The sequence below is a fragment of the Nonomuraea sp. NPDC050310 genome (assembly GCF_040655795.1).
In the GTDB taxonomy this organism is placed as follows: domain Bacteria; phylum Actinomycetota; class Actinomycetes; order Streptosporangiales; family Streptosporangiaceae; genus Nonomuraea.
The window spans coordinates 1-11,818 of record NZ_JBFAKP010000020.1 but is presented as its reverse complement, the minus strand read 5'-3'; the positions used below and the strand labels follow the sequence as shown (position 1 = coordinate 11,818).

The following is an 11,818-nucleotide window of genomic DNA, read 5'->3' as shown; positions in this document are numbered from 1 at the left end:
CCGATGACGGTGCGGCCCCTTCGACGGGACGACGGGTCAGGCGCTCTGCCGGGCCTCGATGGCCTGCTGGTAGAGCCGTCCGGCGCGGTAGGACGACCGGACCAGCGGCCCGGACAGCACGCCGGCGAAACCGATCGCCTCGGCCTCGGCCTGGAGCTCCACGAACTCCTCCGGCTTGACCCAGCGCTCCACCGGGTGGTGGCGCGGGGTGGGACGGAGGTACTGCGTGATCGTGAGCAGGTCGGTGCCGGCGCCGTGCAGGTCGCGCATGGCCTCGACGACCTCCTCGCGCGTCTCGCCCATGCCCAGGATCAGGTTGGACTTGGTGACCAGGCCGGCCGCGCGGGCCTTGGTGATCACCTCGAGGGAGCGCTCGTAGCGGAAGGCGGGCCGGATCCGCTTGAAGATGCGCGGCACCGTCTCGATGTTGTGCGCGAACACCTCGGGCTTGCTGGAGAAGACCTCCTCCAGCTGCTCGTCGATGTTGTTGAAGTCGGGCACCAGCAGCTCGACGCCGCAGCCGGGCAGCAGCGTGTGGATCTGCCGGGCGGTCTCGGCGTAGAGCCAGGCGCCGCCGTCGGGCAGGTCGTCGCGGGCGACGCCGGTCACCGTGGCGTAACGCAGGCCCATCTGCTGGACCGACTCGGCCACGCGCCGCGGCTCGTCCTTGTCGTACTCCTTGGGCTTGCCCGTGTCGATCTGGCAGAAGTCGCACCGGCGCGTGCACTGGTCGCCACCGATGAGGAAGGTCGCCTCGCGGTCTTCCCAGCACTCGTAGATATTGGGACAGCCCGCCTCTTCACAGACCGTGTGCAGGCCCTCGCGGCGCACCAGAGACTTCAGCTCGGTGTACTCGGGACCCGTCTTCAGCTTGGTCTTGATCCACGGGGGCTTGCGCTCGATTGGGGTCTGGGCGTTTCGCACCTCCAGGCGGAGGAGCTTGCGCCCGTCAGGAGCAACGGTCACTGTTCCAGCTTACGTCCATCGCGGGATCCGGCCGCACCGGCCCGGTCACATCCGCCGCAGGTCCTCTTCGTGCAGGTCGTACGGCTCGCGCCGCAACATCTCGGCCAGCCGCTTCTCGGCGATCGGCAGGACCTCCTCCACCACGATCCGCCGCCCGGTCTCGGCGCTGAGGCTGGAGACCCCGGCACCCGCGATGCCGCACGGGTCGATCCGGTTGAACCAGCGCGGGTCGTTGGCGCAGTTGAGCGACAGCCCGTGCATCGACACGCCCTGCGCCACCCGGACGCCGACCGCGCCGAGCTGCCGGTCGGGCAGGCCGAGCGCGGCGTCGCCGATCGCCCACACGCCGCCGCGGCCCAGGATGCGCCGGGCGGTCACCCCGAAGTCGGCGCAGATCTGGATCATCGCCTCTTCGAGCCGGCCCACGTACTCGGTCACGTCGGCCACCCGCATGATCGGGTAGGCGACGAGCTGCCCGGGCCCGTGCCAGGTGATGCGCCCGCCGCGATCGACGTCGATGACGGGCGTGCCGTCGGCGGGCCGCTCGTGCGCGGCGGTGCGCCGGCCCGCGGTGTAGACCGGCGCGTGCTCCAGCATCAGGACGGTGTCGGTGACGGCGTCGGCCACCCGCTGGGCGTGCACACTCCGCTGCAAGGTCCAGGCCTGTTCATAGGGGACGTCTACCCCAAGGCGGACAAGCGCGAGACGGGAGGGATTCGTGCGCACATAGGCAAGGGTATGTCAGGCGGTCAGCAGCCGAGGCTCGATCCGGAACTCCTTGTCCCTTTCAATCTTGTATGCGAAGCCTGCCGGGTCCACCGTGACCGCCTGGATGAACTCGGTGCCGACGTAGTGCAGCCCCACGCCCTCGTCGGCCGCGTACCCCTCGGGCAGCTCGCCGCTGGCCACCGAGGCCTGCAGCAGCTCGCGCCGCTGCGGGTCGGAGTTGTAGTGCACCCCGCACGAGTACGGCAGCAGTCCCAGCCCCTCGGCCCACACCCGCAGCGTCGGCCCGAAGGAGTCGGTGTTGCCGCCCACGTGCCAGCACAGCGCGCCCGCGCTCTGCCCGGACAGCACCACGCCCGCCTTCCAGGCCTCGGCGAAGGCCTCGTCGAGACCGTGCAGCCGCCACAGCGCGGCGAGGTTGGCGACGCTGCCGCCGCTGACGTAGATCATGTCCTGCTCGAGGATCCAGGCGCGCGGGTCCTCGACGTTCGGCATCGGGAAGACGGTCAGGTGGCTGACCTCGACGTCCCAGCCCGCGAAGGCGCCGTACATCTTCAGCAGCCAGTCGCTGTCGTCGCCGGTGGCGGTGGCCAGCAGGCCGAGCTTCGGCCGGTCCTGGCCGGTCAGATCGAGCGCGTAGCGCAGCAGGGGACTGGCCTCGATGAATCCGTGCCGCTCGGTGGCGCGGAACGATCCGCCGCCGATCGCGAGAATGTGAGACTGGCCGCTGCTCATGGTTGGAACTCCCACGTGGTTGTGCTGGTCGAACAAGCCCGCACCCTACCCCTTCGCCTCGCCAGGGCGCTTGGTTAGAGTACGGCGGCCAGTGCCCCATCGAGGCGGGTATGGCGGAACGCGTAGCCGCTGTCCTCCAGCTTTTTCGGCCGCGCGCGGTGGCTGGACAGCAGCGCCTCGCGCGCGAAGTCGCCCAGCGCCAGGCCCAGCGCGAGCCTCGGCACCGGGATCGGCATCATCGGCCGGCGCAGCGCGGCGGTCAGTTCGCGGGTGAAGTCGCGGTTGCGCACCGGGTCCGGGCCGACCACGTTGACCGGGCCGGAAACCTCGCGGGTGCGCAGCACGTGCTGGACCGCGCCGACCCAGTCGTCGATCGCGATCCACGGCCAGAACTGCCGGCCCGAGCCCAGCGGCGCGCCCAGGCCGAGCTTGAAGATCGGCAGCATCGGGCCGAGCGCGCCGCCGTCGCGGCTCAGCACCAGGCCGGTGCGGAGCTGCACGGAGCGGGCGGGCACCTTGCGGGCCTCCTGCTCCCAGCGCTCGCACAGCTCGGCGAGGAAGCCCGTGCCGCGCGGCGTGCTCTCGTCGATCACGGCCTCGCCGGTGTCGCCGTAGAAGTCGATGCCGGAGGCCGAGACCAGCGTCTCGGGCGGGGTGGCCGTCCGGCGGACGGCCTCGGTGAGCAGGCGGGTGGAGTCGATGCGGCTGCGCACGATCTCGCGCTTGACCGCGGCGCTCCAGCGGCGGCCGATCGGGGCGCCGGCGAGGTGCACCACGGCCTGCGCGCCGTCCAGCAGGCCGGGCGCGGGCTCCTTGGCCGTCGGGTCCCAGGTGCGCTCGCCGGGGTCGCGTGGTGCTCGCCGTACCAGCCGGACGACCTCGTGACCCTCCTCGGTCAGCGCGCGGACCAGCGCGGTGCCGAGCAGGCCGGACGCTCCCGTGACCACGATCACCATGCGTCCAGCCTATGCCGGGTCCTACTCGATCACGAGGGTGACCGGGATGTTGCCGCGCGTCGCGTTGGAGTACGGGCAGACGTGGTGGGTCGCCTCGACCAGCGCCTCGCCCTGCTCGCGGTCCACGTGGTCGGGCAGTTCCACGCGCAGCGTGACGTCCAGGGTGAAGCCGCCGTCGCCGTTGGGGCCCAGGCCGACCTCGGCGGTCACCGAGGCGTCGGCGGCGTCCACCTTCATCCGCTTGGCGACGAGCTGGAGCGCGCTGCTGAAACAGGCGGCGTAGCCGACGGCGAACAGTTGCTCGGGGTTGGTGCCGGCGCCGCTGCCGCCCAGCTCCTTCGGCGGGGCGAGGGTGACGTCGAGCTTGCCGTCGCTGGTGACGCCGCGGCCTTCGCGGCCGTTGGCGGTGGCGATCGCGGTGTAGAGCGCGCTCATGCTGGACTCCTTCTGTACAGACAGGTCTGTCTGGCTCGAATCCACAGTAGACAGATCTGTCTGGTATCGTCAAGTCATGGCCCGCCAGGAAAGCCCCGCCCGCCACCGGATCATGGCGACCGCCTCCGCGCTCTTCTACGCCGAAGGCATCCACGCGGTGGGCATCGACCGCATCATCGCCGAGGCCGGCGTGGCCAAGGCGACCTTCTACCACCACTTCCCCAGCAAGGACGAGCTGGTCAGGGCCTACATCGAGGACCAGGGCCGGCTCCAGCGGGCCGCCATCGCCGGGGTGCCCGGCGACGGGCCGCGCGAGCGGCTGCTGGCCCTGTACGACGCCCTGGGCGAGTGGAGCCGCCAGCCCGGCTTTCGCGGCTGCATGTTCATCAACGCCGCCGCCGAGTACCCCGACCCGGCCCACCCGGTACGGCAGGCCGTGGCCGCGCAGCGGGCGTGGTTCCGCTCGACCGTGCGCGACCTGGTCGCGGCGGCGGGACACCCGGAGGCGGAGCGGATCGCCTCGATCCTCGTGCTGCTGCGCGACGGCCTGGCCGTGGGCGCCGACCTGGACGACCCCGAGGTGCTCAAGGGGGTCGTCCGCGAGGCGGTCCTACGCGCGCTGGGCGAGCACGTCCAGATCTGACCTCGCTCAGCCGAGCACGAGGTAGGCGAAGCCCATCAGGTCGCGGTGGCCGCGCAGCCAGTACCGCCGGTTGTCGTCCAGCTTGGCCCGGGTGGCCTCGGCCTCGGGGTGCCCGGGGTTGTCCAGCAGCCACGCCTCGACCTCGGCGGCGAAGCCCGACTCGAACTCCTCCCACTCCACCCGGGTGGCGGTCCCGATGTCCAGCGGCCGGAACCCGGCGGCGACCGCCCGGTCCACCAGCGTGGGCAGGTCCACGCAGTCGTCGGCCGAGGTGCCCGGCCACATCTGCGCCAGCCGCTCCTCGCTCGGCGGCCGCTCCCAGAACTCCGCCCCGAACACCAGCCGACCGCCGGGCGCCAGCCGCTGCCGGATCTCCTTGAGCGCCTCGTCGATGGTGCCGTAGGCGTGGTAGGCCCCGATGTTGAGCACCAGGTCGGCCGTGCCGCCGAACCCCTCGGCGCTCTCCTCCTTCAGCTCCACCCGGCCGTCCAGGCCGCGCGCCTTCGCGTTCGCCCGCCCGCGCGCGACGGCCTCCGGCCGCAGATCGAACCCGGTCCCGTGCGCTTCCGGCACGGCCTCCAGCAGCCGCAGCAGCAACTCGCCCCAGCCACACCCCAGATCCACCACGGTGGCCGGCTTCCGCGCGGCCAGGAGGGCGACCAGCCGGTCGGCACGGGCTTGGGAGAGCGGGGCGTTGAAGTCGAGCATGGCCCCGGTGAACTGTGGCATCGAGTCGGTCATGGTCGGCCACCCTAGAAGGGTTGTGTCCCCCGGGCGAACCGTTTTCGCCCGGTTGCGAAAATCGCCGGTAACGATCGGGCCGCCCGGAGCACTCCCTAGTGTCAATCCGAAACCGGGACATGAGGAGTTGAGGCGGTGACGCACGATCGACAGCGGTTCACCACCCTGTACGACCGGCACCGGCAACAGGTCTGGGCCTACGTGGTCAGCCGGGCGGGGCGGCAGGTGGCGGACGAGGTGGTCAGCGAGACGTTCGCCATCGCCTGGCGCAAGTTCCGCGACCTGCCCGCCGACGCCCTGCCGTACCTGCTGGGGATCGCCAGGAACGTCCTGCGCGAGAACATCAGGGAGGAGGCCCGCCGCGAGGGCTTCCGCCGCGAGCTGCGCGAATGGGTCGCCGGCGACGTCGGAGAGCAGGTCGCCGAGCGGCTCGCGCTCCTGAAGGCCCTGGAGGGCCTCACCCAGGACGAGCGTGACCTGCTCCTGCTGGTCGCCTGGGAGGGGCTCACGCCGCGCGAGGCGGCCAAGGTGGTCGGCTGCTCGGCGCCCACCTTCCGCGTCCGGCTGCACCGGGCGCGCAAACGCCTCCAGCAGGAGCTGGACCGCCCCGCCCCTACTGCCGTGTCCCGGTTCGACCTGTCCAGGGAGCCCTCATGAACCCGATCGACGACCTGCGCGCCGCCCGGCCGGCCCACCTGGCCGCCTCCACGCCGGACGAGCGCACCCGCGAGACCGAACTCGCCCACGCCTTCGCCCAGGGCGAGCCCGCGGAGCCGCGCCGCGCCCCGGCGCGTGGCCGCCGGGGCTGGGCGCTCGGCCTGGCCGTCGCCGCCGCCGCGGCGACCGCCGTGGTCGTGACCGGCGGCCTGCCCGGCGGTACGGCCCCGCAGCCCGTGCCGACCGCGGCCTCCGGCGGCACGGCGACCCCGTCCGGCCCGCCGGCTCCGGTCGAGCTGTCGGCCAGGGACGTCCTCCTGGTCGCCGCCACCTCGGCGGAGAAGCAGCCGCCCGCCTCGGGGACCTACTGGCACACCGAGTTCCTCCAGCGCACCCTCTACCGCGCCTCAGCGGGCTACCTGGTGGCCGAGGAGACCCGGATCCGCACGTGGGTCTCCGCCCGCGGCCACTGGAACGTCACCCAGCCTCTGGGCGTCCAGCCCGCCTCCGAGGCCGACCGGGCCAAGTGGCAGGAGGCGGGCGCGCCCGCCGAGATCGAGGTCGCGGTGCCGGGCAAGGGCACGATCACCCTCTCCACCGCGCCCGGCAAGCCGTCGCCCGGGCACGCCGCGGGCGAGGAGATCTTCTGGCTCGGCCGCAACGTCACCATGGCCGACCTGCGCGCCCTGCCGGACGACCCGGACGGGCTGAAGAAGTGGCTCCTGCGCTACTACGCCGGGCACGACACCGAGTCCGACCGGCCCATGGGACAGGACGCGTGGCTCTTCCAGACCACCGCCGGGTTGATCACCGACATGCCGGTCAGCGCCCGGGTCCGGGCCGCCGCCTTCCGGATGCTGGCCGCGCTGCCCTCGGTCACCGCCACCGGCCAGGTCACCGACGCCCGGGGCCGGGCCGGTACGGCTGTCGCCATCGAGACCGACTCGATCGCCCGGACGGGGGAGCGGGGCGTGCTCCAGGACCGGCTGATCATCGACGAGGCGGCCGGGGCCGCGCTGGCCCGGGAGAGCGTGGTGGTCACGCCGGGCGGGCTGCAGAAGGACTTCGAGGCGGGGGCGGTCTGGAACTCCGTCACCCAGATCCAGCGCGGCTGGACCGACACCCGCGACTCCTGACCCCCGGCCCGGCGTCGCGGCGGGTGCGCGGCGCGGCCGGTGACCGTATCCCTGGAAGGCCGCCCGCCGGTTACGGCGGGCGGCCTTTCGTCTGCCTGCCGTACGAGAGAAGAAGGACGGCGCGGCACGCGGCGGCCGGAAAAGAGGAACCCCGGCCGGGAAGCCCCGGCCGGGGTTCGGTTACCGCCTACCGCGTAGCTCAGGCGAGCCCGAGCTGAGCCTCGAAGCGGCCCTCCTCCAGGCGCTTCTTGACCGTGGTCAGGAAGCGCGCGGCGTCGGCGCCGTCCACGAGACGGTGGTCGTAGGTGAGCGCGAGGTAGACCATCGACCGCACGGCGATGACCTCGCCCTCGGGGGTGTCGACGACGACCGGGCGCTTGACGACGGACCCGGTGCCGAGCATGCCGACCTGCGGCTTGTTCAGGATCGGGGTGTCGAACAGGGCGCCGCGGCTGCCGGTGTTGGTCAGCGTGAAGGTGCCGCCGGCCAGGTCGTCCGGGCTGATCTTGTTGGTGCGGGTCCGGTCGGCGACGTCCGCGATCTTGCGGGCGAGGCCGGCGATGTTGAGGTCGCCCGCGCCCTTGACGACCGGCACGATGAGGCCCTTGTCGGTGTCGACCGCGATGCCGAGGTTCTCGACGTCGTGGTAGGTCACCTCGCTGGTCTCGTCGTTGATGACCGCGTTGAGCTTGGGGTGCTGCTTGAGCGCCTCGACGGCGGCCATGGCGAAGAAGGGCAGGAAGGAGAGCTTGACGCCCTCACGACGCTGGAACTCGGCCTTGGCCTGGTCACGCAGCCGGGAGATCTTGGTGACGTCGACCTCGACGACCGTGGTGAGCTGCGCGGCGGTCTGGAGCGACTCGACCATGCGCTTGGCGATGGTCTGCCGCAGGCGCGACATCTTCTCCGTGCGGCCACGCAGGGTGGTGTCGACGGCGACGGGCTCGGGAGCGGCGGCCGGAGCCTGGGCCGCGGGGGCCTGGGCGGCCGGAGCCGGAGCCTGGGCGGCGGGCGCCTGGGCGGCCGGGGCCTCCTGAGCCGGGGCGGGGGCCTGCTCGCGCTGGGCCTTGGCCGCCTCCAGGACGTCCTGCTTGCGGATACGGCCGCCGACACCGGTGCCGGTCAGGGTGTTGAGGTCCACGCCGTGCTCGCTGGCGAGCTTGCGCACCAGCGGCGTGACGTAGGGGCTCTCACCGGAGGAGGGCAGCGGGGCGGGCTCGGTCGACTGCGCCTGCGTCTGCTGAGCCTGCGGGGCCGGCGCCTGCTGGGCCGGAGCGGACTGCTGCGGCGCGGCCGGAGCCTGCTGCGCGGGCTGGGCGGCCTGCGGCGCGGGCGCCTGGGCCGGCTCGGGCTGCGCGGGCGCGGGCTGCGGGATCGAGGAGGCGGGCTGCTCGGGCTGCGGAGCGGGCTCCGGCTCGGGCTCCGGCTCCGGCTGGGCGGCCGGGGCCTCCTGCGCGGCGGGCGCGCCGGCCTGGCCGTTCTCGTCGATGATGGCCAGCTCCGCGCCGACCTCGACGGTCTCGTCCTCAGCCACGACGATCTTGGTGATCACGCCGGCGGCCGGAGACGGGATCTCGGTGTCGACCTTGTCGGTCGACACTTCGAGGAGCGGCTCGTCAGCCTCGACGCGCTCGCCCTCCTTCTTCAGCCAACGGGTAACGGTGCCCTCGGTCACGCTCTCGCCGAGCTGGGGCATCTGTACGGAGACCGGCATCGTTTCTTCTCTCGCTCTTTCGAGGGCCTGTTAGTTGTGTACGTGCAGGGGCTTGCCCGCGAGAGCCAGCATGGCCTCGCCGACAGCCTCCGACTGGGTCGGGTGGGCGTGGATGAGCTGGGCGACCTCCGCGGGGAGCGCCTCCCAGTTGTAGATCAGCTGTCCCTCGGTGACGAGCTCGCCGATGCGGCGGCCCACCATGTGGACGCCGACGACGGGCCCGTCCTTCTGGGCGATGACCTTGACGGCGCCACCCGTCCCGAGAATCTGGCTCTTGGGGTTGCCGGCCAGGTCGTAGACCTGCTCGACGATCTCGATGCCGCGCTCGGCCGCCTGCGCCGAGGTCAGGCCCACGGAGGCCACCTCGGGGTCGGAGTAGGTGATGCGCGGCACGCCCGCGTAGTCGATGGGCGGCGGGTTGAGCCCGGCGATGTGCTCGGCGACCAGGATGCCCTCGGCGAACCCGGCATGGGCGAGCTGCAGCGTCGGGATCAGGTCGCCGATGGCGTAGACGCCCGGCACCGAGGTGCGGCAGAACTCGTCGACGACGACCGAGCCGCGCTCGACCGTGACGCCCTGCTCCTCGAAGCCCAGCCCGGCGCTGACCGAGCCGCGGCCGACCGCCACGAGCAGCAGGTCGGCCTCCAGCGTCTTGCCGTTGGCCAGCGAGACGACGACGCCGGTGTCGGTGGTCTTGACGCCCTCGAAGAAGACGCCGAGCTCGTACTTGATGCCGCGCCGGCGGAAGGCCCGCTCCAGCAGCTTGGAGCTGGACTCCTCCTCGGTCGGCAGCAGGTGCGGCAGGGCCTCGACGATGGTGACCTCGGCGCCGAACGACTTATAGACGCTGGCCAGCTCGACGCCGATGACGCCGCCGCCGAGCACGACCACCGAGCTGGGCAGGCGGTCCATCTTCAGGACGTGCTCGCTCGTGATGATCTTCTCGCCGTCGATCTCCAGGCCCGGCAGCGACCTCGGGGCGCTGCCGGTGGCCAGGACGACGTTCGCGCCCTCGACGACCTCGTCGCCGACCTGGACGCGGTTGGGGCCGACCAGGCGGCCCTCACCCTCGATGACGGTCACCCCGGCGGACTTGAGCAGCCCCTGGACGCCCTTCCAGGCGCGCGTGATGATCTTGTCTTTGAACTCGTGCACCTTGGGCAGGTCGATGCCCTCGAAGCGAGCCTTCACACCGTACGCCGCGGCGTCACGGGCCTCGTCGGCCACTTCGGCGGAGTGCAGGAGCGCCTTGGTGGGAATGCAGCCGCGGTGCAGGCAGGTGCCGCCGATCTTGTCCTTCTCGATCAGCGCGACGGACTTGCCCAGCTCGGCCGCGCGCAGCGCGCAGGCGTAGCCGCCGCTACCGCCACCCAGGACGACGATGTCATAGGCCACGGGGTTGCTCCTTGTCCGGTTTCAATGCCGTCATCTTTTCACTTGCCGGCGCTGGATGCGTGCCGCTCGGCCAGTCCGATCAGCGTGCGGACGTAGGCTCCCGTGCCGCCCTTGGGGGTGTAGCCGTGCGGCTCGCCCTTGTTGAAGGCCGGGCCGGCCATGTCGATGTGCGCCCACTTGACGCCCGCGGGCACGAACTCCCGCAGGAAGATGCCCGCCGTGAGCATGCCGCCCCAGCGCTCGGGGTGCAGGTTGGCGATGTCGGCGGTCGGCGAGTCGAGGCCCTTGCGCAGCTCCTCGGGCAGGGGCATGCCCCACGCGCCCTCGCCGGCGGCGTCGGCCGCGGCCACGACGGCCTCGCGCACCTCGTCGTCGTTGGACATGACGCCGGCCGTACGCCAGCCCAGGGCGACGATCTGCGCGCCGGTCAGGGTGGCGACGTCGACGATCAGGTCGGGGTCGTCCTCGGCGGCGCGGGCGATGCCGTCCATGAGGACCAGGCGGCCCTCGGCGTCGGTGTCGAGCACCTCGACGGTCTTGCCGCTGTAGCTGTGCAGGACGTCGGAGGGACGCTGCGCCGTACCGGAGGGCATGTTCTCGGCCAGGCAGAGGTAGCCGATCGCGTTGACCTTCAGGCCGAGCTTGGCGATGCCGATCAGCGCGCCGAGCACCGCGCCCGCGCCGCCCATGTCGGACTTCATCCAGTCCATCGCCGCCGACGGCTTGATGGACAGGCCGCCCGAGTCGAAGGTGATGCCCTTGCCCACGTAGGCCAGCGTCTTGGCGGCCTCGGGGTGGGTGTAGGACAGGCGGACCAGCCGCGGCGGGCGCGAGGAGCCCTGGCCGACGCCCAGGATGCCGCCGTAACCGGCCTCCTTGAGCTGCTTCTCGTCCAGCACCTCGACCTTGATGCCCGCCTCGGCGCCGCGCTCCTCGGCGATCTCGGCGAACTTGCCCGGCCACAGGTCGGACGGCGGGGTGTTGACCAGGTCACGGACCAGGGCGACCGACTCGGCCAGCACCGAGGCGCGCTCCCCGGCCTCGGACCCGGCGGCGGACAGCACCTCGATCGTCTCGACGGCCTGCTGCTTGTCGGCGCGGTAGCGGTCGAAGGTGTAGGCGCCCAGGAGCGCGCCGAGCGCGACCGCCTCGGCCTCCTCGGCGCTGCCCGCGGGCAGCGCCAGCGCGGCCCGCTTGGTGTCCTTCAGCGAGCGTACGGCGGAGCCGGCCGCGCGGCGCAGGCCCTCCACGCTGGTCTCCTCGCCGAGGCCGACGGCGACCAGGAGCGGGGCGGTGACGGCGCCGAACGTGGGCACCTTGGCGAGTTCCCCGGCCTTGCCGTGGAAGCCGAGCTGGGCCAGCGTGGCGCCGAGCTTGCCGCCGAAGGCCGCGTCGAGACCGTCGAGCCCCTCGACGCCCGCCGCGACGGCGGGACCGGCCGCGCCGGAGTGGAATCCGACGATCAGAGCGTCGGTGTCATATGAGACAGGGTCTGCTGAGTTCAGCCGCACAGTGGTCACGTAAACCGATGCTATCCAGGGTTTGTCCCTACGCATAACAGAGGGTCATCCCATCTTTTGCCTGATCCAGCATAGAGGATCATCCCACCAATTGACCCCGCTCTCAGAGGCGTCTCCTGCCTCGGCGGTCGCGGTTGGCACGCCGCACAGCCTTGTCTCCTGGTGCCCCCGCGCGCGCCCGCCGTCGAGCGGGG

General features: G+C 72.2%; 12 protein-coding genes. 3 read left to right on the top strand and 9 right to left on the bottom strand.

Features of this window, described 5'->3' with window-relative positions:
- Positions 1 to 36: 36 nt before the first annotated feature.
- The 5 genes from lipA to AB0I67_RS33220 form a co-directional block, all read right to left on the bottom strand.
- On the bottom strand, positions 37 to 966 hold the full coding sequence (gene lipA / locus AB0I67_RS33240; protein WP_357931762.1) for a lipoyl synthase: 930 nt from the start codon (positions 964 to 966) through the stop codon (positions 37 to 39).
- Positions 967 to 1,011: 45 nt separating this feature from the next.
- Positions 1,012 to 1,692, bottom strand: coding sequence for a lipoyl(octanoyl) transferase LipB (gene lipB / locus AB0I67_RS33235; protein WP_357931760.1), 681 nt, complete (start codon positions 1,690 to 1,692; stop codon positions 1,012 to 1,014).
- Positions 1,693 to 1,707: 15 nt separating this feature from the next.
- On the bottom strand, positions 1,708 to 2,427 hold the full coding sequence (locus AB0I67_RS33230; RefSeq protein WP_357931757.1) for a peptidase E: 720 nt from the start codon (positions 2,425 to 2,427) through the stop codon (positions 1,708 to 1,710).
- 74 nt (positions 2,428 to 2,501) lie between these two features.
- A complete protein-coding gene (locus tag AB0I67_RS33225) occupies positions 2,502 to 3,383 on the bottom strand; it encodes a TIGR01777 family oxidoreductase (protein WP_357931754.1) in 882 nt (293 codons plus the stop codon).
- A gap of 21 nt (positions 3,384 to 3,404) precedes the next feature.
- Positions 3,405 to 3,818: an organic hydroperoxide resistance protein gene (locus tag AB0I67_RS33220; RefSeq protein WP_357931751.1), complete on the bottom strand. Its 414-nt coding sequence runs from the start codon at positions 3,816 to 3,818 to the stop codon at positions 3,405 to 3,407.
- Positions 3,819 to 3,894: 76 nt separating this feature from the next.
- Between AB0I67_RS33220 and AB0I67_RS33215 the strand changes: the two genes are divergently transcribed.
- Complete coding sequence (locus AB0I67_RS33215; protein WP_357931748.1) at positions 3,895 to 4,461, top strand: TetR/AcrR family transcriptional regulator; 567 nt, start codon at positions 3,895 to 3,897, stop codon at positions 4,459 to 4,461.
- A gap of 6 nt (positions 4,462 to 4,467) precedes the next feature.
- Here the strand turns inward: AB0I67_RS33215 and AB0I67_RS33210 are convergent, their stop codons facing one another.
- The gene (locus AB0I67_RS33210) at positions 4,468 to 5,202 is read right to left on the bottom strand and encodes a methyltransferase (protein WP_357931745.1); all 735 of its coding nucleotides are present in this window, start codon (positions 5,200 to 5,202) and stop codon (positions 4,468 to 4,470) included.
- A gap of 135 nt (positions 5,203 to 5,337) precedes the next feature.
- Between AB0I67_RS33210 and AB0I67_RS33205 the strand changes: the two genes are divergently transcribed.
- Together AB0I67_RS33205 and AB0I67_RS33200 are read left to right on the top strand one after the other, a co-directional pair.
- On the top strand, positions 5,338 to 5,859 hold the full coding sequence (locus tag AB0I67_RS33205) for a sigma-70 family RNA polymerase sigma factor (protein ID WP_357931743.1): 522 nt from the start codon (positions 5,338 to 5,340) through the stop codon (positions 5,857 to 5,859).
- Positions 5,856 to 6,995 carry a CU044_5270 family protein gene (locus AB0I67_RS33200; protein WP_357931740.1) on the top strand — a complete coding sequence of 380 codons (1,140 nt, stop codon included), beginning with the start codon at positions 5,856 to 5,858 and terminating at the stop codon, positions 6,993 to 6,995. Before AB0I67_RS33205 ends, AB0I67_RS33200 begins: the two co-directional genes overlap by 4 nt.
- Before the next feature lie 199 nt (positions 6,996 to 7,194).
- On the opposite strand, the gene sucB is transcribed toward AB0I67_RS33200, so the two are convergent.
- The 3 genes from sucB to AB0I67_RS33185 are packed head-to-tail and all read right to left on the bottom strand — an operon-like array spanning position 7,195 to position 11,660.
- On the bottom strand, positions 7,195 to 8,709 hold the full coding sequence (gene sucB / locus AB0I67_RS33195; RefSeq protein WP_357931737.1) for a 2-oxoglutarate dehydrogenase, E2 component, dihydrolipoamide succinyltransferase: 1,515 nt from the start codon (positions 8,707 to 8,709) through the stop codon (positions 7,195 to 7,197).
- A 30-nt stretch (positions 8,710 to 8,739) separates the two neighbouring features.
- The gene (gene lpdA, locus AB0I67_RS33190; protein WP_357931735.1) at positions 8,740 to 10,104 is read right to left on the bottom strand and encodes a dihydrolipoyl dehydrogenase; all 1,365 of its coding nucleotides are present in this window, start codon (positions 10,102 to 10,104) and stop codon (positions 8,740 to 8,742) included.
- A 38-nt stretch (positions 10,105 to 10,142) separates the two neighbouring features.
- A complete protein-coding gene (locus AB0I67_RS33185; protein WP_357931732.1) occupies positions 10,143 to 11,660 on the bottom strand; it encodes a leucyl aminopeptidase in 1,518 nt (505 codons plus the stop codon).
- Positions 11,661 to 11,818: the final 158 nt, after the last annotated feature.